Source organism: Microbispora sp. GKU 823 (genome assembly GCF_002027145.1).
GTDB classification, from domain to species: Bacteria; Actinomycetota; Actinomycetes; order Streptosporangiales; family Streptosporangiaceae; genus Microbispora; species Microbispora siamensis.
Map to the genome: position 1 here is coordinate 77,482 of NZ_MWJN01000004.1, position 23,254 is coordinate 100,735.

The following is a 23,254-nucleotide window of genomic DNA, read 5'->3' on the forward strand; positions in this document are numbered from 1 at the left end:
AGAGAGCCAACGCCGTTGTGTCCCAGCCAGGCCGTCGTGGGTTAGGCCAGATTGGCCTACGAGAAAGGTGAGCTGGAGATACGCTCTGCCCGATCCAACGAGCAACGCGGACACCATCAAGACGACGCATACCCTGGCTGGCGGAGGGCCCCGATGGACCCGAGAGCGAACGGCGACCGCGTCTGCCCGGCATGCCGCTTCGCCAAGCTCAGCCGGTACAACCCGGACCCGCTCTGTGGCCCCTGCCTCACCTCGGCCCGGGAGTCGACCGGCGTCACCCCCACCTGGGTCTGGGACTCGCTGCCTCTGCGGCAGGCGCTCACCCGGCTCGATATGGGGGCCGCGCTGGCGATCCTGCGCGGAGCGTCAGGGCTGAGCCAGCTCGACTTCGGCAACCTGCTCGGCTGGTCCCAATCCATGGTGACCAAAGTCGAACGACGCCAGCGGTACACCTTCCATGACGTACGGGAGATTCTCCGCGTCTGCGACGAACTCGGGATGCCTCGAACGGCATTGCTGCCGCTCATCCTGGGGCGGGAGGATGCCAGTCTGGAAAGCGACGATGAGGCCGGTTTTTGGGGAGTCGACGTGGACCTCGACCGCCGGGAGTTCGGTGCCGTGACCTCGGGATTAGTCGTGGCCGCGCTGCTGCCCCCTCCCGAGCGGGTCGATCGCGCGCACGTCCGCTACCTGCAGGCCGTCCTGTCGCGGCTGCGCACCCAGGACCGCACCATCGGCGGCGCCGGCCTCCTGCGCCAGGCCATGCAGACCTTCGCCCGGGCACGGGCGATGCTGGACGAGTCCGACTACACCGATCAGGTCGGCAGGCAACTACTGGTTACGACCGCCGACCTCGGCATCGTCACCGCCTGGCTCGCCTACGACTCCGGCAACCAGCCCCTCGCCCGCACCTTGTACGGCCAGGCCGCACTGCTGGCCGGCAGCTCCGGCGACACCGAACTGATCGTGCACGTGTATGTGAACATGGCCCAGCAGGCGACCCACCTGGCCAGGATCACCGGCCGCCGGGGCACCGCACGCGAGGCACTGCGGTTCGCCGACCGCGCGGCCGACGCCGCCCGGCACGCCCGTTCCGCCACCCTGCACGCGCTGATCGCGCTTCGCCAGGCACTCGCCCACGCCCAGCTTGACGACGAGGTCGCTTTCCGGGCCGCGATCTGCCGGGCCCGCAACGAGCTCGACCGCGGCACCCACGACACCGACCACCCCTGGAGCACCTTCGTCACCCAGTCTGAGATAACCGGCTACGAGGCGATGGGCAGGATCGCGCTCGGCGACCCCGAGCGCGCCGCCCGCCTGTATCGGTCGGTTCTCAGCGATCCGGCCCGCTCGCCACGTGACCGCGCTTACTACCGCGCCCGGCTTGCCGCGGCCACCTCCGCAGCCGGGGACCGCCGGACCGCCCTCGAGGAGGGAATGCGGCTCCTTCCGGATCTGGGAGAACGGCTGACCTCCGTCCGGGTGCTCAATGAACTGCGGCCCGTCCGGCACGAGGCGGAGGGTTTCGACGAGGAGTTCTGCGAACGCTTCGACCAGGCCGCCCGTGCGCTGGCCCCCGTCTGATCCTGAGAACCCGGAGGAACAGCATGACCGAACCTGTGATCTTCAAGCGGTTCGACGCCGCCGGCGCCCGGGAGCAGCGTGAGGTCGTGTCGCTGATCCACCGCGACGCCTACGCCGAGCGAATCGCCACCGGTGACGCATTCGCCAGTGACCAGGCCTTCATGGCTCGCTTCGACGCCTACACCAGCCGGGACGGCTTCGACCTCGTCATGGCGTACGTCGGAGACGAGCCGGTGGGCCAGGCCTGGGGTTGGCCTCTGCCCCCTGACACACGGTGGTGGAACGGGCTGGAGACCGAACCCGAGCCGGACTTCACCGCCGAGGACGGCGCCCGTACCTTCGCCCTTTCGGAGATCATGGTGCGGCGGGCGTGGACCGGACAGGGCATCGCGCACGCCCTGCATGATGAGCTCTTGGCCGGCCGCGGCGAACGACGCGCCACACTGCTGGTCCGCCCGGAAAACGCTACGGCCTACGCCGCCTACGTCCGATGGGGTTGGCAGCCTGTCGCCCGTCTGCGCCCCGGCTGGCCCGACGCACCCCTGATGGACGTGCTGATCCTTCCGCTGCCCCTGGCACAGTGACCTCGACGCGCCTATCAGAGTCACCAGGGCCGAGGTTCCCAGGACCAGCCCGCTGCCTCTAGGAGCTACTCTGCCCTTGATAGGCGATCACGTACGTCGGGAAGTGTGAAGCTATCCCCATGAGTGATCGTCACAGAAATCTGTTAACCCGCTTTTCGGCGACTGCTTCAGTACTAGAGATCAACATGAAGGCCATCTAATGGCTTTTCCTGCAGATCAGGGGCATCAGTGCGGGCCTGGCCGCTCACCCACGGCTCCGCGCATGGGCTGAGCCTAGGGTGAGCACCGATGGTGCGCAGGGAGCAGTAGCCGAGTTGCTCCCTCTACAGTCGTTCTCATGGCACAGCAGCGAGAGATGCGGGTGGAGCAGAGGAATGCCCGGCGGCTGATCACCCGGACGGAGATCGCGGAATGGGCCAAGGTGACACGCCCGGCTGTCACGAACTGGGAGAAGAAGCCAGCCTTCCCTAAGCCGGTGTCGGCAGGGAAAGCGGAATACTTCCAGCTCGAGAGCGTGCTCACCTGGCTGGATAAGCGGCGAGTCCCAGTCAACAGATTGATTGATGACGAGCCCCTCGGCACCACATACGGTGACCGGGTCCGGCGCAGTCTGCCCGATGATGAGCCGCTTCCTGCAGTCGGGGATTCGCCCAGCCGCGGGCCCTTACGACGGCTGCATGAGCTGCTGGCGCTAGCGGACGGCGTCAAGGGCTCCGCCGCCATGGCCGACTACCTGACCCTGCTGCTCACGCTCAACTTCCTGTGGGGGGCCGAGCGAGAGCGCTGGACGAGGTTACACGAGCTGGCCATGCGCACCGACAGCGCAAAGCAGGCCAAGGAACTGCTCCGCGACATCGGGCATGCGGCGGACGAGGCCTTGCGCCGACGTGGCGTGCCCCCTGGACTTCAAGACTCCTTGGTGCGGCTGACCCCACGCACTGTCCAGGAGCTCAGGCAAGTCGTTCGCCTTTCGGCCGACCTCGGACGCGAGACGTACGAGCAGCTCCTTCGCAGGTACGAGGAGCAGGTTGCGCTGCGCAGTGGTGAGTTCTTCACGCCTCGCACGCTAACCAGCCTGATAGCCGACCTCGTCGTCTCTCGAGCAGACGGGATCCAGCGCATCTACGACCCGTACGCTCGGGGGGGCGAGTTGCTGGTCGCGACCGCCGAGGCGGCAGGCTTGGGCGCGAGCGTGCGCGGCGAGAGCCCGCGGTTAGAGACACTCCGGTACGCCATGATGAATCTGGCCCTAGACGGTGCGGATGCGAGCCTGGAGGTCGGAACTGCCGCCCCATGGGAGGCACGCGGGAGCCGGCCAGCAGTTCGGGCGGACGTGATCATCACGAATCCTCCGTTCAACATGGGCTCGACCATGCGGGACAGAAACCCGGCGAGGTGGCCATATGGCGTGCCGCCAGTGGGAAACGACAATTTCGCCTGGCTGCAATACGTCCTGCAATCGCTGGAAGACGGCGGCAGGGCAGCCGTGATCATGCCGCAGAGCGCTGGGACGTCGGCCAGCAAGGCGGAGCGGGACATTCGCCGCAATATGGTGGACGCGGGCGTGGTCGAGTGTGTAATCGCCCTGCCAGGCAGGCTGTTCCCCGCCACGGATGTGCCCGTATCAGTGTGGTTGTTGCGCCGACCGGGCACTCCTGGTGCGGCAGTGCTCTTTATAGACGCGCGGGAACGAGCAGAAAAGTCCCGCAACCACCGGAGGCTGCCCCCGGACGACCGGGATGCCATCGTGACCACATATCGGCAGTGGTGTGACAGCCAGTCAACAGGTGACGGCCTCAGCATTGCGGTTTCGCCCCGCGACATCCGCGCCAACGACTTCTCGCTCAACCCCGCGGACTATCTGGCGGACGACCCGCCGGAAGGTACGGCTGAAGAGTTGAGCGCGGTCATGGACGCATTCGAGCGGTTGGTCGAGACGCAGGGGCAGGCGAACGAGGCGGACCGGGCGGTTAGCGTCCACGTTACGGCGCTCGCTCGGGGGACTGGCGGTTCGCTTTCACCGCTCCCAAACGGTTGGACGCGCACGACGCTGGCAGAGGTGTGCGAGATTCAGGCGGGTCCCTCGTATGCACAACTACGCGACGAGCGGCGCTCGTCCGATGGTGCCGTCCCCTTGGTGCGGCCCAGGCACCTGCGGGACGGCCACATCACCGGCTCCGACCAGGAGAAGATCTCGGCTGAATTCGCCGCGACGCACGAGCGATACCTGCTCGAAAGCGGCGACATCGTCTGCATCCGGTCTGGCGCGCTGACCGCTCCTGCACTGGTGCGCGACGGGCAGCACGGGTGGCTGCCGCACCATAACCTTTTCCGGCTGCGTGCACGCCGGCTGGAGGTCTTCGATCCGCTCTATCTGCTGGCCTTCCTGTCGCAGCCGTACGCACTCGGCTGGGTACGTAATCGCTCGGCTGCGGCGGGAGCGCCCTCCATCAGCGCCCGCTCATTCGGGGAGCTACCGGTAGTGCTGCCCCCGATGCCCGTACAGCGGCGCGTCGCCGCCCTGCTCCACGACCTCGACCTGCAGATCTCACTCCACAGGCGGCTGGTCACCGCCGCTACGGACGCCCGCGCCCTGCTGAACAAGGGGCTCATGAGCGGTGCACTCACGCTTGACCTGGCGTGAACCCATCTTCGAGAAAGGAAACTCTACGTGGACTCGCAACCTCCCCCCGACTCGGGCGTCGCTCGCTCCCTGTGGCTGGCGGTCGCCGCGCTTTTCTCCCTGGTGATCGCCCTGGTCGCGGGCATATTGAAGAGCCAGACTGGAGCGGGGCTCGCCGAATCGGCGCTGGTGAGCGGTGGGGCGTTCGCCACGGCGATGGCCCTGTGCCTGGCGGTCTTGAGCGCGGCCCAGCGATCGCGATGACTCTCCGGCGGTTCCGCTCTCGTGAAGGAAGGTGTGGTTGTGGTACTTCCTCTCGGACCGCCGAAGGCGAGATAGATGTAGGAAGCAGCCAGGCCCAGGGAGCGGCTATCAAGCCGCGCTGTGGGATGTGCGTGAGGAGAACGTGACGGGCAGGTCCCGCAGCAGGTTTGAGTACATGCTGAGGCCCAAGCAAGCCCGGGCGTTTCGTCCCCGATTGCCGTTCAATTCTGCCCGGAGGCTCCTCGTCTGCTCCTACCAGGCCGGGAGCCTGCCGTGGTTGGGTTTCCGAAGAGGAGGCGACGCAGGGCTGGTCGTGCGATCAAAAACCGTGCAGCCACCGCGACAAGGGCGTCGCTTTTCAGGCGCTTCTTCAGGTAGGCGAACCAGAATTGCGTCACGAACTGCTGGGCATGATCACGTGCGGGTAATGCTGAAGGGTAGGAGTCGGTGGGGATGTAGCGGCCATCGACTGGACACGCCGGCACGTCTGCGGCGCGAAGCGCGCACGCGCGGTGTTGGCCGTTGACGAAGCTGTCCTCTCCATCGCTCCAGCAAAGCGGATCGGCGAACAGGTAGCTCAGCCACGTCGTGTCGTCATCGGTGAGTGTGGGCGAGTCTGACCGGGCGAGTGCGGCCTCCCAGTCTCCGTCGTGCTCCTCCACAGCCCGGCGGGCTACCTCCCCGATGGCCTGCCAGTTCACCTGATGATAAAGGCAGGCGGCGAAATCCTCCGCGGTCATTTGCCCGAACATTTCGGCGTGCGCGGCCTGCGACATCTGCTCGGTCCCGCCGTCACGGTCGGGTGCTGGGTAACTGGCTAAGACGTCGTCGGCTCGTTGCCGGTGTGCGCACTTGAACAGGTTGTGCGGCCAAGGTAAAGCGGACAGCGGGACCAGCCGCACGCCGTTGACGCCCTCCAGCAGCTGGCGTCGCTCAGCAGGATCTGTGTAGCGCTGCGGGTACAGACTGATTTCATCGTCCGGCACCTGTGTGCGGCTGTGGCATTGGGCCCGGATAGCTGCAGCGTGTTCGAGCTCGGCGGGAGTGGGTGCCCGGAGGCCCTGGATGCTCACTAGCCCGGGCGGACCTTCACCTTCCGCGTCCAGGCTGCCTTCCCAGGCGGCCCGCTCGGGGTTGACCCAAGCCAGGATGCGCACCTCGTCGTCCGGCCGCAGCACGAGCACATCGGCTGAGCCGCGCATGGTGACCAATACCAGCCGATCGTTGTGCCAGTCGGGCAGGGCAACAAGCTGAGCGGCCAGATCCTGGTCCAAGGCGCCGACCCATTGAATGCGTACAAACCCCTCATCAGCGGTGCGGTCGCCCTCCGGGTAGCGAACCCCAATCGCTTCCAGGTAGTCGCCTGGCGCCAGGGCGCTGGCGGGCATCGTGACGGTGGCGGCGCGGCGCGGTGAACGTGGCGACGCATCCTGGCTCGGCCAAGCGACGGTACGAAACGAGGCAAGGTCGACCCTGCACCGCCAGTCGTCACCATCGCCAAGCTGGCGAATCCCGGCACCCGCGAAGAACGGTGCGCCGTCGATCTGCCACCAAGGGCTCCGCCGGTCGTGTTCTTCGCGCGCAGGATCGACCTGCGCCAGCATGCGGTGATCGCCTCCGTGGAGAAGCAGCGGCCCCGGCATCCCATAGCAGAGGATTGCGACGCAGGGCTGGTCGCCGAAAGACGTGGCAATGCTTCCCGACGGCAGGTGCTCGCACCGTTCCACGCGCGCGAACCGCACGTCCGATCCGGCCACAGCAGCGCCGTACTGATCAACGGCGATCTCAATGTAGTCACCCGGACGAAGCGCCTCAGCCAACTGAGGAATAGTTCCCGGATGACGCATGCCCCTCCACCTCTGCAATCAGCTCGGCAGTCCTCGTATCGTCTCAGTGCACGGATGCCACCGGGAGACGTCCCCTTGCGGCGAGACCGTCCAGGCGATGATGGCACCGCCACGAACCTACGGACGAGATCCTTCGTCGCCAATTTTGTTTCTCCGCGGACAATGCGAAAGGGCTCACACGATCGGGGGACGGCCAGCACAGGTCAGCCGCAGCACGGTGGACCAGGACATCGGCTGGCGCTGTCCGTGCCCGCCCTTCATACCTTCCCACAGCCCGGCGGGTGAATTACGAGCTCGGGGTATACGGACACGGCTACCACGGCGCCGAGCTCGCTCGCCGGCTCCATGACCAGATCAAGGTCTGGGATCACGCCTGGCGCCACCATCCCGAGCCGGCCTTCAGCCTCTACCCCGCCGACGCCACAGTGCCGAATCCAACTGTCGGCCGGATCTTCCGCAAAAGGCACACGCAACTGGTCATGGCCTGGGCCTGACCCCTGCAGCCTGCACTATCAGCAGGGGTTGTACGTCAGTGCCGAGACGCCAGGGATGAGGAGCTGCCTATTGCAGCAGGTCCCGTCTCTTGCGTAAGCCAGGGCGAATGCTGCCGCGAGGTGCTTGCCGTTCTGAACCGGCAGCGCTCCGCGCCGTTTCCAGAGGCGATGACCGTTCAGATGACCAATGACAAGCCAGTGGGCAGCCGATTGAGAGCGGCTGACGGCAGGGCAGCGAAACCCCAGGTCAGGGATGTGGAACCCCAGCCACTCGGCGGCCCGACTGACTGACAGACACCACCTATCAGAGGACCGACGGGGGCCGGCGCGGTAATTCTGTTTCTATTATTGGATTCCGGAGGTGTCGCAATATATATTCTCCGATTTCCTGCATTATCTAGAGGTCAACTAAAGCTCTCCCTCAATCTGGCTGACCGCTTGTCTCCGGCTTGCTTGATTGCTCGACCCCCTCCCCGGAGTGTCAATTCATTGCCAATCGGATTCCCCCTCTGGCGAGCCTATCATCAATCAAATAGGGTAAAGAAACGCCGAATGTCGTTGAGTTGGAGGCCGTTCTGGGATTGAATTGAACCGATCAAAGGCAGTAGGGGCGCGAAAGGCGCGCTCCTATAGAAGAGATCGGAGATAGAAGATGTCCAACGGGGTGGCTCCTGGAAAGTGTGTTCCCGCCAACGTTCCCGGGGAGACGCTTACGCCGGAAGACATGGCAAGGGTGACGCCGGAAGACTGGGCGGAAATCCGGCGGCTGGCGCGCGGCTATTGCCGAACGGTCGACGCGACGCGATCCCGTAAGCGCATGGATGGAAGCGCCACGATAGTTAAGCAGGGACACGCGCCGTACGGCACCGATGACGTGTCGGATGACGTCACACAGGATGCCGTTCTTCTCTTCGCTCAGCGGATCCGAGACATAATCGCTTCTTGCCGTATGGCTCCTGAAGGCAGGGCAGAGTCCCCCGCATGGGTCTACGTCCGGCGCGATGGCGGAGAGATGACAATCACGCGGACCACCCTGCAGAGGTGGGCGGTTCGCGATGCCGCCGCGCGGAACGGATACCGCATCGATGTTCCTCCGAGCGATGTCGACGCCACGCCCGGCGCTCAGCTCATGCGTGGATTGCCCCACGCCGAGAACGTCTCACGGGCGGCCGTAGCTTTCTGCACTGCGCAGAACAGCGCCGTCATCTTCCGTCAGGCGTTCGGAGACGGTCAGGACTTCCCAACCATCACGGATGTGATGGAGGTAGCGGGTCAGGCCAATGATCTGGGCCGTGCGGGGGTCCTGAACAAGGTAGCTCAGAAGCGCTACGGGGGCGCGTACGGCTCTCGCCGGAACGTGATCCGGGTGCGGGATGCCGCACGCGCGGAGTGGCGCGAACTGTCGGAGCGTCTTGACGACGTCAGGAGCGCGATGGTGCACGGCGGAACCAACGGCGTAGAGGACTGACGCAACCCGTTGAGAGGGCCTCAGAGAGCGTTCTGAGGCCCTTTTTCATGCCCTCAGGATGCGCCGACCCCGTTTCAGAGCCACAAAGTAGCCGGGCAAGTGTGGACGCTTGGGCTGTTGTACGTCCCGTATTCAATTGAGAGCGAAATCCGCCGGTGCGCGTCTGCCGCGTCCGGTGCGATGTTCGCTCTTACGGTGCTGTTCTGCGGCTTGGTTGCTGAGCCGTAGGACGGCAACAGACCGGATTTCCTGACCGTTCGTATAGTGCGCGGTGACGTTGGTAAAACGTCGCCGTGCGCGGACGGTCGGGCCGTTCCGGGCACCGTATTTAAGTGAGAGCGAAATCCGCCGGTGCGCGTTTGACGCGTCCGGCGCGGTGTTCGTTTCTCGCATGTTGTTCTGTGGCTCACGTAGTCGTGCCACGGGACGGCAAGGGGGCCGGAACGGTCGGCCGTCGGTGCGGCGTGCGCGGCAATGCTGCCGCGTGCGGACGGTCGGGCCGTTCCGGCCACCGTATTTAAGTGAGCGCAATTCGCGCCGCGAGAGCGCCGGACACGCCGGAATCCGCCATACGTGAAAGCGCGTCCTGATTCCCGCATCCGCCGGACGTACGACAGGCCGCCGGACAGGCGCCGCGAAAAGGGAGGCAATCGTATGGAGGTGAGGTCTGCCGGCCCGCTGGGCTGGGCCGTAGGAGACCTGACGGTGTGGGGCGGGGGCCGCGTGATGCGGGTGGCCGCGTTGGGTGAGGTTCGCCCGGACACCGCGACTCTGGTGTCCGCCGCCGATCCCGGCGGCGCGCGTGAGTACGTGGTGACGGTAGCGCTCACGCCGATGCCCAAGGCTGCCAAGGTGATCACCTGTTTCGGCTGTCTGGCCAAGACCCATCTGTGGATTGACGCCACGCACACCAACCGGACTTCCGGGGCGCGTGTGCGGTTGATCCGCTGCTCACGCTGCTTCGTCGATGCCCTCGACTTCCGGGACTGTGAAATCCATGCGGTCAGCGCGACCGTACGACCGCATCACCTGAGCCGCCGTCGCCGGTACTGACGGCCGCCCTTCCACCTTTCTGAACCTTTGGAGTCGCCATGGCGATGACGCATGCCCTGACCCTGCCACCTGGATGGATCATCAGCTCCCGGTTGGTGCCCGCGTGGCAGATCGACGCGGACCACCTGTTGGAGGTGGAGGCCGCCGGGCGGACCGATGAGGGCCGGATCCGCTGGCGCTACCGGCTGTCTCGTCGCCGCCGGACCATCTTCAGCGGGTCCGACATCTGCTCGGGTGTCGGCGCGGTTCTGACGCCCGATGAGCTGATCAGCGCGGCCCGGACGGTCCTGCACTACCTCACGCTTCGGCCGGGAGACACCGACGCCGACTATTTCGACTCCTACATCAGGGCTCAGGTGGAGTGGCGCGACCGGTACGCCGAGGATCTGTCGATCTACGCGATGGACGAGTGGTGCGGCTACTGCGGCGGCGACCACGCCTCGCCCGGCTGCCCGTCCCGCTGCGGGGGATGAGCGTGGCGCGTTGGTACGGGCTCTGGCACGGCGGCAACGGGTACGGCCCACCCGAGCCCGATGATCTGGAGGAGTTCGCCAGCCTGGCCGAGGCCCGTCGCAAGCTAGCTGATCGGCACCGGTACGGCTACTGGCAGCGCTCGCACTTCGCCTTCACCCGTCGCGAGGCCGCCGACGTGCTCACCCCGTGCGTGGGGGACGACTGCGAGATCACGCTGTACGGCACCGCCGACGGGCTCGACTACCCCGATAGGCGGATCTTCCTTGGACCGCGCGACGGTGTCCGCATCGAACGCTGCTGACTTCGCCCTTCTTCATTCCATCGCCCTCGGCTGACCGCGCCGGGGGTTTCTTCATGTTCAGGAGAACACCTATGACCTCTGGTCTGGATCACACCGTTCGGCTGAACCGTCCGGCGGACTTCATCGCGATCGTGCCCTACATGCTGGGGTTCCATCCCCAGCGCAGCATCGTCGCGATGGCGTTCGAACCCGCCGCTGACCCTGACAGCACGGGGCGGGGGTTGCGGTTCAGCATGCGTTTCGATCTGCCGGACGACTCGGAGGACACACCGGACCTGGCCCGGCGCTTCGCCGAGTTGCTCACCCGCAACGGCGCTGAGCGGGCGATTCTGATCGGGTACGGGCCTGGGTGGCACGTCACCCCCGTCCTCGACGCGGTACGCGGCGCACTGTCCGAGGCGGGCATCGACACGATCGACGCCTTGCGGGTCGAGGACGGCCGCTACTGGTCGTACACGTGCCCCGATCCCGACTGCTGCTCACCCGACGGCGTCCCGTACGACGCGGGGACCAATCCGGCCGCCGCGGCGGCGGTGTTCGCCGGGTACGTCGCCAGGCCCGACCGCGCGGCGCTCACGGCCATGCTCGCCCCGGTCGGCGGACAGGACCGGGAACAGGTACGGGCCGCCACACGGGAAGCCTGCGCTCAGGCGCGCAGCCTGCTGGCTGCTGGGGGCGATCACGACTGGTATCACGAGGGCCTTGCTCAGGTCGCCGCCGCGCTGGACCGTACCCAGGCCGGACAGGAGCTGTCCGCCGAGGAGGTCGCCTGGCTCGGCATTCGGCTCAGTGCGATCTTCGTCCGCGATGCGGCCTTGACCTTGATCGGGCGATACGACGACGACAGTCACATCAGGCTGTGGACCCAGCTCACCCGCAGGGTGGAGCCCGATTTCGCCGCCCCTCCCGCCGCCCTGCTGGCGTTCCTCGCACTGCGCACCGGAGACGGGCCCTTGGCGCGCGTCGCCGTGGAACAGGCGCTGTCGGTCGATCCCCGCTACAGCCTGGCGGGCCTGATCCGTACTGCCTTGGATTGCGGTCTGCCGCCGGAGGCAGCCGCCGGGATGGACTGCGCGGGCATGGCCGACGAGATCGCAGATAAGGCCGAGCAGTGCCCGGACCTTGCGCGACCGGTGCTACCGGTGGGGTGGTGAACGGGATGGGCCACGCCACCACCCGATCAGTGGCGCTGGTCGGCCTGCATCCACAGCTTGTGGACATCGAAGCCGACCCCGTGCCCGGCGCCGCAGAGTTGTATCTGGTCGGCCTGCCGGAGCTGTCGGTTTGGCCTGCCCGGGCGCGGATCCGGGCCGCGATCCTCAACAGCGGAACAGCCTGGCCGGACGCGAGGATCACGGTGAGCGTGTCACCAATGATCCCGCCGGTATACGACGCAGCGGCCGATCTCGCGCTGGCCGTGGCGCTGCTGGCCGCCGCCGGTGCCATCCCGCCCGAACGGATCACGGGGCGAGTGTTCCTCGGCGAACTGGCGCTGGACGGCCAGATACGCCCCATCAGAGGCGTCCTGCCGATAGTGGCGGCCGCTGTCCGGGCCGGAATCAGCAGAGTCGCCGTCCCCGCCGAATGCGCGCGGGAGGCGGCGCAGGTGCCCGGCGCCGTGGTGATGCCCGTAACCCGGCTGGCCGACGTCGTGGACCAGCTCCGCCATGGGACCCTCCGCGATCACCATGATCAGGAGCCGGAGTCTGAGTTTGCGCTGTCATCCTCATTCGCCGTCGACCTGGCCGACGTGCCCGGCAACCAGGCTGCCCGCCGCGCGCTGGAGGTCTGCGCGGCGGGCGGGCACCACCTGTTCCTGTCCGGCGACGGCCCGGCCACGATGCTCGCCGAACGCCTTCCGGGCATCTTGCCGTCGCTGACCGACGAGGCCGCCCGCCAGGTCGCCGAGATCTACTCGCTGGCCGGACAATCTGACAGGGCGCCGGGGATCACGCCTCCGCTATCCGCGCCGCACCACTCGGAGACTCCTGCAGCGATCTTCGGCAGCGTGGCAACCAACCGCCCCGGCGCGGTCTCACTCGCCCACCGTGGCGTGCTGCATCTGGCCGACGCGCCGGAGTTCACCCGTCCGGTCCTGGACGGCCTGTGCCGGCCGCTGGACAGTGGACAGGTCCATCTCGCGGGCCTGGGCCGGACCGTCCGCTACCCGGCGCGCTTCACCCTGGTTGTCGACGCCCGCCCCTGCCCATGCCTCGAACGGCGGGAGTGTGCCTGCACACCGGAGGCCAGGCGTCGCTACCAGGCACGCCTCGCCCTGCTCCTGCCGCATGTCGCCGTACGCGCGCCTATTGAGCAGAACAATCGCGGGACGCGGGCGGGTGAGCCGAGTGCGGCGGTGGCCGCGCGGATGCTCGCAGCGAGAGTGCGGGCGGCTCACCGGCTGGCCGACACACCATGGTCGACCAACGCCGAGGTACCCGCGCCGGACCTGCGCACGCGCTTTCCCGTCGCGCCGGAGGCCGCCGAGCTGCTCCGATCGGCGGTCAACACCGGGCTCGTGACGGCCGACGGGCTTCTCCGGCTGCTGCGCGTGGCCTGGACACTGGCCGACCTGCGCGGCGCCGACCGCCCACAGCTCGACGACGCGGCGGGCGCCCTCGAGCTGTGGAAGGGGGCAAACAGCGATGGAGCCCGGTGACCGCGTCCTGGTCCGGCCCTTCTTCCACATCCCGGTGCGGCCGTGGTGGACGGAGTCTTATCAGTCTCCGTTTTACTACCCGGGCAGGGTGACCAAGGTCATCGAGCAGCGTGGACGCGTTCACGTGGAACTGGACGAGTCGCTCTATCCCACACCATGGCAGGACCGCGTCCAGATTTTCCATATCAGTGAAATCCACAGGTACGGCTGCCGCTGCCAGGAGTGCGCCAAGCCCGGCCGGGACATCTACCGATTCCGCGCCGACCAAGAACGCATGCGCAACGAAGAGCAGCCATAAAGCCGCTTGCCGATCGGCGGGCACTGTCCCGATTCGGGAAATCTGCTAAACCTCTTACGCCTACACCGAATCAGGTTGCAGCGCGTCAGGGCCTTGGGGGCGGACGTTCGGGCCGCAACGGCCCCCGTATTTGAATGCCAGCAATGAGCGTCTATTCGGTCGAAGTGATGACGCTCGATCGGCTCAGTCTGCGCTCTGGGCGGGCCTGCTTTGAACCCGTCAATCAATAATGCGAAAGGAGTCCGTGAGTGAACGAATGGGAGACCGAGGAACTGGTGATCGAGGTCGCCGAGCATCTGGACGGCTTCAGCCCTCTGGTGCGGCCCGGTCATCCGGCCTACCTGACGGGACCGGCCGGCGCCCGGCTCGTCGTGCATCCGATCTGGAATCAGCGGGGGCGGATCAGGGTGCTCGGTGTCTACCCCGGCGGCAGCAGAGGAACGCTTCCCGGCCTGCGGCGGCATGAGATTACGGTGACGGCGGCGCGAGGGGCGAAGTTCGTCGCGAAGAGGATCGAGCGCCGCCTACTGCCCGACTACCGGCGAGACTTGCTGGCCTGCCGTGAGCGGCTGGCAAAGAGGGCGGCCGAGAACGGCACGCGGGCCGAGATCGCCGAAACCCTGGTCGAGTTGCTGCCGGAAGCCTCGCTCACCGAGAACGAGCGAGAGACCGTCGTCCGGTGGCGGCTGGACGGCGCTTCCGGCTCGTTCACCGTGTACGGCGACACCACGAGCGCGATTGAGATTCGCGCGGCCGATCGTGAACTGACCGAACGCATCGCCTACGCCGTACAGCACCGCTCCACGTGACCTCGCCCGAGCTACGGCGCTCACGCTGGAGAGGCGGGCGAATCAGGAAAGTCGACTTACCAAAAGTATCGACAGTATTGAGGGCACCGGCTACGGCCGGTGCCTTTCTCATTTCCATAGAGGGGGAGAAGGAACATGTCCAAGGAGTCTCTGGAGTGGTTGAACGCCAACACCTTGATCGGCTTCACGGAGAAGCGTGGTACGGCCTGGCACTACCGGGCGAGCATGCAGGGCGAGGAGCCGAACCACTATCCCGGCCCGGTCCCTGTGGACGACGTCAAGCGTCGGCTGTTCGGCTGGGAGGCGCTGAGCAGCCCGGTATATGTCGAAGACCCGCGCAGCGGGCTCGCACAGGTGCCCGGAAGGCAGGCCATCCTGCGCAGCGACAACGGCCACGTGATGGGCATCTTCTCAGACGGCTACGAACCCCACCCCTACGTGGAGTGGCTCATCAACACCGTCTCCCGGCTCCTCGACGCCGACCTATCGATCGGCTCCGCCGGGCTGCTCAAGGGCGGAGCGGTCGCCTGGGTGTCGGTCGAGGTGCCCGAGAACGTCATCACGCCGGAAGGCGTCGAGTTCCGGCCCCACCTGTTCGGGGCGACCTCCTTTGACGGCTCGCTGGCCACGACGTTCAAGCGGGCGGTGACCAACATCGTCTGCGACAATACGATGGCCGCTGGCCTCGCGGAGCGTGGGCAGCAGGTGAAGATCAAGCACTCCCGGCACTCGAAGTTCCGGCTCGCCGAGGCCCGCGAGGCGCTGCACATCGTGTACGCACTGGCCGACGAGTTCTCAACGGCGGTACGCGACCTGTGCCGGGTTGAGGTCACCGAGCGGCAGTGGCAGGCATTCCTGGACGTCCACGCGCCGATGCCGCGAGAGCGAGGCCGCAGCCGCACCATGGCGGAAAGTAAGCGAGACGCCCTGGCCAAGCTCTGGAACCACGACCTCCGAGTGGCTCCGTGGCGTGGTACGGCCTGGGGCGTGGTCCAGGCGGTGAACACTTTCACGCACCACGAGCAGAACGTACGCGGCGCCGAGCGAGCTGAGCGAAACATGCTCCGCGCGGTGACGGGCGGCATCGACGAGCTCGACCGCGGCACCCTGTGCACACTGGCCGCCGTGCTGGATCAGCCGCTCGCCATAGCTGTCTGACATCACACTCACACGGCTCCCCGTCCCCGCAAGGGGCGAGGAGCCGTAGTCAACGGAAGGAGGTTGCGTGTTCCCCAAGCGCTCCCGCATGCAAGGGCTGCCAGCACCCAGCAAAGATCGTCGGAGCGTCGGCCGAAGCGGGCACCGCAATCCACGCTCGCGTGAGAAACGGCTTCGGGAGACGGAGCAGCGAGCACTTCGCGCCCGCAGGGCACGTGGTTCGAGCCGTCTCGCAAATCTCCCATCACATCTGGCCAGATTGGCGCCCGTGTCTTCGACGCGCTGGTCGCCACCAGCCATCTGAGGTGCCACCGCGACGATGGAGCTTCTCCGGGATCTCCCCCTCGTACGACCGTTTCTGAAACCCTGGTGCACTGTAAACGCCGCGAGCGAGGGGGCCAGAGGCGACATGAACGAGGCGACCGCGCATCTACTGTTCGACGTGGTGGAGCGTCTGGAGAAGAACATCGTGGCTCGCGAGTGCCCGGCGATCATCGCGCTCGAGGGCGGGCGGAAGCTGATTCTGAGCGATTACGACTACCTGCGCGACAGTTCGACCGCGGCGGCGTTCGAGGCCAGGGCAGCTGAGAAGGCGGTTGAAGTCGACGCGGCTCGATGGGTGCTGGCGGTTCCACAAGTGTGGGTGTTCAAGCCGCCGAGCACGATCGCAGTGCGAGCCGTCTCCAATCACCCTCTGCGGGAAGGTGAGCAAGAAGCCATCACGTGGATGAGCTACGACCGGGGTGACGGCGTCGACTACGGGCGAGTCGCCTACGCGCGTCGCCCCAGCGGAGAGCCCGTCTTCGAGGAGCCAGAAATCTTCGAGGTCGGGATCCGACCGAGGAACGAGATGCCTGGCTTCCTGCTGTTGCAGCGATGTTTGGGAGAGGAGTGAGGGCCGGCTCGCGAAGAACCGGCCCTCCGACCAACTTCAACTCTGTGATCAAAGGCAGATTGAGATCGGTCATAGCAATCCTATGGCTCACCGCTCGTGATCACTGGGATTGGCCCGTTGCGCCTCCACGGGCACTGCGGGAGCCACGTGTAGGCTCTCGTGCTTCATGTCCTGGATGACCTTTATGCATCTGGACGTGGACTGCCGCGTCGGTGGGGTCATGCCATCCTGGTCGCCATGCCCGATGGCCACAAACTCAGCTGTCACAGGTGCTTCTCCGTCTCGCCCGGACTGCTCGCAAGTAGAACTGGCCGCGCGAGCGCGCCGGCGTCCGACGGTCCGCACATCGGGGTTAGCCTCCGACGTCCGCTCATGTGGCAAGGCATGTCGCTCGCCGCAGCCACAACGCCGTCCGCTGACCTGCCCTCCGGGTCGGATAGTGCGGCGCCAATCAGATAGGAATAGGATGGCTCACGCGATGGTGTGAACCATGGTATGCAAATATGAGTCAGGGAGAGTACTGCCCAGGCTGACAGTCGTTTTCACTGATCGCGGTGGGTAGAAATCGATCCACTCCTAGTGTTTCGAGCAGCTGGGCTATCTCCCGCTCCCGCTTCTCAACCTGTGGACCCTCGTGTTTGGAAAGCTCTTCGTTAAGCTTCTTCAGTAGATTAGTGCCGGAGAACCATGCACACGTCCATTTGTCGACACGGTTCCGCCCGCCAGCGAAGTTGTTCCTGAAGTGAAGCAGCACCTCCCTGTCTCGCACTTCCACCAACGTTGGCGTACCATGAATAATCTTGTTAACTACGTCGCGCAAAGTCAACGGCACAGTGGCGCCGTCGTCTTGAATTAGTTGGCCGTCGATGGCAATCTCTTGCTCGTCTGCGGGAGGCGCATCTCGAACATCTGCAGCCAGCGCCTTGATGCACATTTGTGCCAATGCTGGTACAAGATCGTCTATGGTTTCTCTAACGGTATAGCTCCCAGGATGCTGGATCCAGAGACGATGGATCGCATCCAGAAAGTTGAGCGCCAACTGCTGCTCGGGCCGAGCACCCACGCGTTCCTCCTACCTGGTTCAGTCTCGACCAAAACTTACTCTAAATCCGCGAATGAGACGAGTCGTGCGTGGTCTACCCAGGTGGCGCAAGTGCGCTTTCGTGCCGACTCGAGGTGGATTCTGCACTCGCTGAACAGCGTCGAAATATGCAACTATGAACCATGATGCCCGGATTGCAAAGGGATTGGAATCCTCTGGCGGCGATCACGGCTCTGACCGTTCTGGTCACGATGGGCCTGTATGTTCGATTCGTTGCTCAGCGAGACGGTCAGGTGCTGGCCTGGTTCCTCGGCGCACCGCACTGGCCTTGGCCGCACTTCTTGCGATCTACAGCGCAGTTCGCACGGCGCCCTGGCGGGGACTGGCGCTAGCGGTGTCGGGCGTAATCCTGACGGTGGTCGGAATCCTTGGCATTTTCTCCGTCGGCCTTCCGACCCTCGGCGCAGGTGTGCTGGCCTTGGTCGCTGCTGCGCGTTCGCAGCAAGATCGACTTTGACGCCACGAGTTCTACTTGAACGGCTATCTGAAGACAGTCCGCCCGCGTCCGGTCACGCTGCTGACCGCGCTACTAGGCAGTTCTGCGGTTGGCGGATTCCTCGTAGGCACTCCTCATGAGCGCGAGCACCTCGTCACTGATGTCGCACTTCAGGGTGTTGTTCTGACCGATCTGGCCGGGAAGCCGTTCGTCCATGAGGGCCAGCGTGTTCGGTGCCTCGGCTTGGATGACGGTGCGTTGCGGGCTGATATAGGCGCTTCGGTCGTTCCAGATCGTGAACATCGCACGGCCCTGGCCGGGAAGATGCAGCCTGAGGATCCAGCGGCCCTTGCCCACGGTGGTGAAGAGGGTGGCGAGACCATCTGACTGTAATCGCTCTGCCCAGTCATACAGCCGGCGGAGCAGTTCGCGATGGGAGGGATCGGCGCTGTCGATGCTGTCGCGGAAGGAAGCCGATCCCGGAGTCGGCTTGGCTTCCCGTTGAATCCTCGATGGCGATATGGAGGCCGCCAGAGCGCGCTCCGGCTCGACCAGTTGCGGCACGAGCACCTGGCTCCCACCCACGTCATAGGCCGTCACCGTTACCAGGTCGATGTCCAGGCGATCGTTGGTGACAGTCTGCAGATACCCGGCGAGCTCGATCAAGTCGGTAGGCGCGGCATCGAGGACCACGACGCAGCGGGCATTGCCTTTCTCGAATTCCTCAGCCATGCCGTTGCGAAAGGCCTCGATGTCGAACGACCCATCTCCGACCTCCGCAGCCACGGCATCGGCGACGGTCGCGTGTCCACGTTTGGTCACATGAGGCTGCATCAGCTCTTCGAACGCGGTCGCCGACAGCCGGAATATATAGGACGCGTATCCGAGTACCTGTGCGAAGACGGTTCTCCGATCTGAATTGGCAGCGAGTTTCACCTCGATGACCACTGGTCGCCCGCTATCGGCATCCACGGCCACGAGATCGGCGTAGCCATTGCCGAGCTGCACCTCCCGACCCAGGATCACCAGTCTTGGCTGACCGGGAAGCGGCAGCATTGCGGGAGCGCGTTCGATGCTGCTGTGAAGCGCCTGCTCGTTCGCATACGGCTGCGCTGGAAGAGGTACCAGCCCATTCCCTTCGTCATGCCAAATGCCCGTCACCGATGCTCCCTTGTCCGCTGGCCGTCACTAATGACCACAATGGTGCAGGTGTAAGCACCATCCGGCAACGTTCTCACATGCCGCTGACCGCTCGGCCGACTGTCTGCGCGAAGGTCGCAGGTCGAATTGAGCGCGCCCAGACGGCGGCGGGGTTACCGTCTGCTGCTCAGCAGCAGACGGGTCAGTCGTCGAACTCGAAACCGTCATCCTCGGCGGCTGCCACGAGCCGCCGCATGTGGTCGGCGTCAGCCGCGATGGCGGCCATCAGGGTTCCCAATTCCTCCAGCGCGCCGCGGTCTCTTCCGTACGCGCAGAACATGTCGCCTTCGGGGTCGTAGGAGAAGCGGCCTTCCAGAGCGGGGGCCTCGGTGCTGACGAGCAGTTGCGCGACGCCTTCCCAGAAATATCCGTTCGGCGTGTGACCGAGCTCCTCGATCACGTCGTCAACCTGCGTGGTTCCCGCGTCGAGCAACAGCGAGTGCTCTCCCGGGGCCGACTCGATCAGCCGCATTGGATGCATCGGCGCATGCTGCCACTTTCGATCCCGGGCCGCAAGGCACGCCTGTCACCACCTACTCTTCTGCCACTGAGTGCCGTGGTTGTAATCACGGCGGATCGGTGCCATACAAAACGCCTCGCCAAGCCGGTGCGTCGCTCTTAGCCTGCTTTCCCGGACGAGACACGAGACGGGGGTGAGAGTGCGTCTTTCGGAGCAGACATGGTCGACGTTGATCAGCAAGGTTCGCCTTGGCCGCGACGAGTACCGAGTGGTCCGGCCAGCCCGAGCCGTGAAGCACGCGATGCTGTACGAAGGCCAGCTCGGTGCGGAGCTCAGCGTGGACAAGCGAGCGGCCGTGGTGCTCGCGATGGCCTGGGGGCTGGCCGCCGGCTCCCCGCACAGTTTGATCTACCTGCCGCTGCGCGCGGCCCGCCCGGCTGACTCGGCCAACCAGGAGCGGCTGCTGGATCTGGTCCTGCTGCATCATCGCCTGGCGTTTCCGGTCTCCCGCTGGAAACAGGTCCGCGCCCGGCTGGGACCGGGTAGGCCGCATGGTGTGAGACTTCCCCCTCAGGCGTTTCGTCAGCGCTCCGTTGGCGACCGGCGACCGTGGCCCCATCAGGACTTCCGCGATCATCTCCGCTGGGACATCGCCGCGGACACCCTCTTTCTGATCGGCAGCCGCGAGGCCTTCGAGTTGGAGGCGGACCCGGTGCGTGCCCTGGCGGAAGGTTGTCCGAGGCATCTCGCGGAGAGTCCCGACGCGCATTGCTGCGCTGAAATCAGCCTGGGCCGGATGGGGTACCCGGACCGCCGCCGCCCGTGGGCGGAACTACACGTCGAGTACTGCCAGCACCACCGATAGCAGCCATACCCATCCTCATACGCCGACGGTGACGTGACCTGTTCCTGTGTTTCGTGGGTGCCCCGAATGCGACGAAGGCCGGGCTGCCAAGGGACGAGCGGCTGTCGTCACTGGTGGCGGGCTGTTCCCAGGACGGGCACCGAAGGGTGTCGGCGGTCGCGGGCCTGGCTATGCCTGCGGATGGGTTGCTGCTGCCCGTTCTGGTGTTGCGGACCGCCGATTGGGTGCCGCAGGTACATGAGCGCGCACGCAGGTCGTTGACCGCAGCGTTGAGGTCGGCGGGTACTTCGGCGTTGCTGGCGGCGGCGAGTGTCGCCACGGCGATGGGATCGTGGGCGCGTGGTGGGCATGCCGTGGAGGCCGTCGCGGGGGGACTGCGTGCGGCCTCGGACGGCGTGCTGGCGTCGGCGCGTACGCATCAGGACATCGGGGTGCGGCGTCTGGTTTACCGGTTGTGGCTGGAGTCCGGCCGTTCCCGGCACGAGGAGGTCACGCGTGCCGCCCTGAGCGAACAGGATGGGGTCTGCCGGCTCCTGTGCGCGGAATGGCTCGTGGCCGATGCCGTCCGAGACCGGCGCGTCGACGTGCTGGAAGGGTTGCTGAGAGAGGGAAGCGCGAAGGTCGGGATCGAGACGCTCACCGCCCTGGTGAAGCTCGGCCGCCCTGAAACCGGTGTGGCCCATCTGGCGGATCGATCGGTGATGATGCGCGCCACCGCGCAGTGGGCGGTCCGCCGCGCGGGCCGCAGTCCCGCCGTGATCTACCGGAACGCCCTGGCCGCGGATTCACCCGCAGGCCGGACTCGTGCGTTGGTCGCCGGCCTCGGCGAATGCGGCACGCATCAGGATGTGGACGTACTCCTACCTTTCCTGGAGCATCCCAGTCCCAGGGTGCGGGCGGAAGCCGTCCGCGCCGTCCGCCGCCTGGACGGGCCCCTCACCCGGATCGCCCGAATGCTCGCCGATCCTGCCCCAGTGGTCGTCCGCGCGGTCAAGCAAGCACTGCGTAGCGAGCCTGACGTCGTGCCGGCCGCACGGCTATGGGAACTGCTGACCGCTGAATCACCGCCGCATGTTCGCCTCGGGGCCTATGAGCAGCTGCGGGCGAAAGATACCTGGACCCGGGTTCACGTCGACCTTCACCTTCTGGCCGCCCGTGACGTGGAACTCGGCCACCGAGCACAGGCCGATCTGATCGACTGGTCACGCCGCAGCGCTGCGACCTCCTACCGCGCGCCGACCAAGGAGATGACTCTCCGACTCGGTGGGTTGATCGACGCGGCCGAGCCGCTGATCGGCGCCCAGCAGGCCCACCAACTGCGCTGGATCCTCGGCGTCGGCTGATCGCGCCGCCTGTCGGCGACGGGCCGAATCACGCGTCGTCATCACCGCTCGCTGAGCGGTGATGACGGTTCCTGAGGGCGTGCCCAGGTTCGCATCCTCCGCTTCGACGACGGTGCTGGAATGAGAACGAAGTAGGCGCCGGCCTGCGCCTACGAGTGAGCTTGCAGATCGACCCGTTGGTTCGAGCTTTCTGGAGAAAGCCATACAGGTGGAAACGGGCATGACATGCGAATTTGCGCTGGTCGCCACGTGTTCGAGAGTCGCTTCACCGTCGGTTGGCATGCTTCGGCAGCGTGGGAGCGGCATGCGTCTACTCATACCGATAAGCCGTTATCGCGGATCGCGTTGGTGTGTCATGATCCGATGCGATGAGCAGTGAAGGGGACTCCGATCCCGTTCTGGATGGGGCTCGCCGGCACCACCTGAAGCAGGTGAACGGCGTGCTTCGTCGCCCTGGCATGTACGGCAGGGATGAGACGGCGGAACGGCTTCTGCTGGAGGCGATGGCCGCCGTGGACGGGAGCCTGACGCGGTGGTGGGCGGAGTGCGATCGACTACGCGAACGCGACGCGTTCACCGCGACGGGCGTCATGGGCGCCTACAGCAGCATCCTTCCCGCCGACGCCTTACGTGATGCCACGGCCTCCGTCTACGCCGAGATCGCTCATCGTCTCGGCTGGCTGGAGCTGGATCGGGCGCTGTCGGCGGCGGAGTTTCGGCGGTTGAGCGCCGACATCGGCGGGTGGGTGACGCAGGACCGCACGCTGTCCGAGGTCATTGGACGTTCGGGCCCCCGTCACTGTGGATCGGCGGAACCAACGAGTTCTACTCCAAGACCCTTGCCTACGTCACCGCCAATCGTGACGACGACTTGGTTTGCCTGCACCTGTGGAATGCCTTCGCGAACACCGCACCCGAGACCGGATTGCGGGGCGTCCACCCCGAACCGGTGGTCCTCACCGTACGCCATCGGCCAGGCCCTTTTCCCCGCGCCTTCTCGTGCACCCCGAGGGCCTGCGCCGCAGGCCCAGCGCCGATCAGCGCGATCCGCTCAGGCCGGCCGTCTGGCTCTTCCACGGTGAACACGCCCGACACGCCTCCGGCGTGTTCGACACGCTGGACGCCGGACTCGCCTGGGCAGCCGAGCACCAGGTGACCGGGATCCTGGCCGAGTACCCGTACGGCGGCGCCTACGACGTCGCAGTCAGCGAAGGCCGCTTTACGCCCTCGAAAGCGCACCACGGCACCGCCGATCACGTCGCTGCCTTCAGCCCGGGGTTACGTCATGTCCACCTGACCGGCGGCCGTCCAGACCAATAGACGTCCGCTCATGCCGC

At 66.0% G+C, this 23,254-nt stretch carries 22 protein-coding genes; 18 read left to right on the plus strand and 4 right to left on the minus strand.

The genetic code is table 11. The features are described from left to right. The first annotated feature begins 153 nt into the window (after positions 1–153). The 4 genes from B1L11_RS03865 (at position 154) to B1L11_RS03880 (ending at position 5,055) form a co-directional block, all read left to right on the plus strand. Positions 154–1,584: a helix-turn-helix domain-containing protein gene (locus tag B1L11_RS03865; protein ID WP_079313196.1), complete on the plus strand. Its 1,431-nt coding sequence runs from the start codon at positions 154–156 to the stop codon at positions 1,582–1,584. 23 nt (positions 1,585–1,607) lie between these two features. Beyond that, entirely contained in the window at positions 1,608–2,168 is a 561-nt protein-coding gene (locus tag B1L11_RS03870; RefSeq protein WP_079313197.1) for a GNAT family N-acetyltransferase, read from the plus strand. A gap of 337 nt (positions 2,169–2,505) precedes the next feature. Beyond that, positions 2,506–4,812: a type I restriction-modification system subunit M/S gene (locus B1L11_RS03875; RefSeq protein WP_079313198.1), complete on the plus strand. Its 2,307-nt coding sequence runs from the start codon at positions 2,506–2,508 to the stop codon at positions 4,810–4,812. Between the two features lie 27 nt (positions 4,813–4,839). Next, a complete protein-coding gene (locus B1L11_RS03880; RefSeq protein ID WP_079313199.1) occupies positions 4,840–5,055 on the plus strand; it encodes a hypothetical protein in 216 nt (71 codons plus the stop codon). A gap of 221 nt (positions 5,056–5,276) precedes the next feature. On the opposite strand, the gene B1L11_RS03885 is transcribed toward B1L11_RS03880, so the two are convergent. After that, positions 5,277–6,902: a hypothetical protein gene (locus tag B1L11_RS03885; protein WP_143736904.1), complete on the minus strand. Its 1,626-nt coding sequence runs from the start codon at positions 6,900–6,902 to the stop codon at positions 5,277–5,279. A 281-nt stretch (positions 6,903–7,183) separates the two neighbouring features. Between B1L11_RS03885 and B1L11_RS03890 the strand changes: the two genes are divergently transcribed. From B1L11_RS03890 to B1L11_RS03940, 11 genes are all read left to right on the plus strand, one after another. Beyond that, positions 7,184–7,396 (plus strand): hypothetical protein, encoded by a 213-nt coding sequence (locus B1L11_RS03890; protein WP_079313201.1) that lies wholly within the window; start codon positions 7,184–7,186, stop codon positions 7,394–7,396. Positions 7,397–8,048: 652 nt separating this feature from the next. After that, positions 8,049–8,864, plus strand: coding sequence for a hypothetical protein (locus tag B1L11_RS03895; protein ID WP_079313202.1), 816 nt, complete (start codon positions 8,049–8,051; stop codon positions 8,862–8,864). 654 nt (positions 8,865–9,518) lie between these two features. Further along, positions 9,519–9,917: a hypothetical protein gene (locus tag B1L11_RS03900; RefSeq protein WP_079313203.1), complete on the plus strand. Its 399-nt coding sequence runs from the start codon at positions 9,519–9,521 to the stop codon at positions 9,915–9,917. A 38-nt stretch (positions 9,918–9,955) separates the two neighbouring features. Beyond that, a complete protein-coding gene (locus tag B1L11_RS03905; RefSeq protein ID WP_079313204.1) occupies positions 9,956–10,390 on the plus strand; it encodes a hypothetical protein in 435 nt (144 codons plus the stop codon). Further along, positions 10,387–10,692, plus strand: coding sequence for a hypothetical protein (locus tag B1L11_RS03910; protein ID WP_143736905.1), 306 nt, complete (start codon positions 10,387–10,389; stop codon positions 10,690–10,692). The genes B1L11_RS03905 and B1L11_RS03910 overlap by 4 nt, the downstream gene beginning before the upstream one ends. 71 nt (positions 10,693–10,763) lie before the next feature. Next, positions 10,764–11,846 carry a DUF4192 domain-containing protein gene (locus B1L11_RS03915; RefSeq protein WP_179154966.1) on the plus strand — a complete coding sequence of 361 codons (1,083 nt, stop codon included), beginning with the start codon at positions 10,764–10,766 and terminating at the stop codon, positions 11,844–11,846. A 5-nt stretch (positions 11,847–11,851) separates the two neighbouring features. Continuing rightward, positions 11,852–13,351 carry a YifB family Mg chelatase-like AAA ATPase gene (locus B1L11_RS03920; protein WP_079313259.1) on the plus strand — a complete coding sequence of 500 codons (1,500 nt, stop codon included), beginning with the start codon at positions 11,852–11,854 and terminating at the stop codon, positions 13,349–13,351. Between the two features lie 88 nt (positions 13,352–13,439). Further along, complete coding sequence (locus B1L11_RS03925; protein WP_143736908.1) at positions 13,440–13,649, plus strand: hypothetical protein; 210 nt, start codon at positions 13,440–13,442, stop codon at positions 13,647–13,649. Positions 13,650–13,924: 275 nt separating this feature from the next. Beyond that, positions 13,925–14,458 carry a hypothetical protein gene (locus B1L11_RS03930; RefSeq protein WP_143736910.1) on the plus strand — a complete coding sequence of 178 codons (534 nt, stop codon included), beginning with the start codon at positions 13,925–13,927 and terminating at the stop codon, positions 14,456–14,458. A gap of 135 nt (positions 14,459–14,593) precedes the next feature. Continuing rightward, positions 14,594–15,616 carry a DUF932 domain-containing protein gene (locus B1L11_RS03935; protein WP_079313209.1) on the plus strand — a complete coding sequence of 341 codons (1,023 nt, stop codon included), beginning with the start codon at positions 14,594–14,596 and terminating at the stop codon, positions 15,614–15,616. 409 nt (positions 15,617–16,025) lie between these two features. Beyond that, positions 16,026–16,511 (plus strand): hypothetical protein, encoded by a 486-nt coding sequence (locus tag B1L11_RS03940; RefSeq protein WP_079313210.1) that lies wholly within the window; start codon positions 16,026–16,028, stop codon positions 16,509–16,511. A 508-nt stretch (positions 16,512–17,019) separates the two neighbouring features. Here B1L11_RS03940 and B1L11_RS44800 read toward each other — a convergent pair. From B1L11_RS44800 to B1L11_RS03950, 3 genes are all read right to left on the minus strand, one after another. Beyond that, positions 17,020–17,574, minus strand: a complete 555-nt coding sequence (locus B1L11_RS44800) for a hypothetical protein (protein ID WP_143736912.1) — start codon at positions 17,572–17,574, stop codon at positions 17,020–17,022. A gap of 568 nt (positions 17,575–18,142) precedes the next feature. Further along, the gene (locus tag B1L11_RS03945; RefSeq protein WP_143736913.1) at positions 18,143–19,210 is read right to left on the minus strand and encodes a hypothetical protein; all 1,068 of its coding nucleotides are present in this window, start codon (positions 19,208–19,210) and stop codon (positions 18,143–18,145) included. Between the two features lie 181 nt (positions 19,211–19,391). Beyond that, positions 19,392–19,721: an Imm51 family immunity protein gene (locus tag B1L11_RS03950; protein WP_218670887.1), complete on the minus strand. Its 330-nt coding sequence runs from the start codon at positions 19,719–19,721 to the stop codon at positions 19,392–19,394. 187 nt (positions 19,722–19,908) lie between these two features. Between B1L11_RS03950 and B1L11_RS03955 the strand changes: the two genes are divergently transcribed. The 3 genes from B1L11_RS03955 (at position 19,909) to B1L11_RS03965 (ending at position 23,237) form a co-directional block, all read left to right on the plus strand. After that, entirely contained in the window at positions 19,909–20,574 is a 666-nt protein-coding gene (locus B1L11_RS03955) for a hypothetical protein (protein ID WP_079313260.1), read from the plus strand. A gap of 353 nt (positions 20,575–20,927) precedes the next feature. Next, positions 20,928–21,917 carry a HEAT repeat domain-containing protein gene (locus B1L11_RS03960; protein ID WP_179154967.1) on the plus strand — a complete coding sequence of 330 codons (990 nt, stop codon included), beginning with the start codon at positions 20,928–20,930 and terminating at the stop codon, positions 21,915–21,917. Positions 21,918–23,021: 1,104 nt separating this feature from the next. Then, positions 23,022–23,237 (plus strand): hypothetical protein, encoded by a 216-nt coding sequence (locus B1L11_RS03965; protein WP_143736915.1) that lies wholly within the window; start codon positions 23,022–23,024, stop codon positions 23,235–23,237. Positions 23,238–23,254 lie beyond the last annotated feature (17 nt).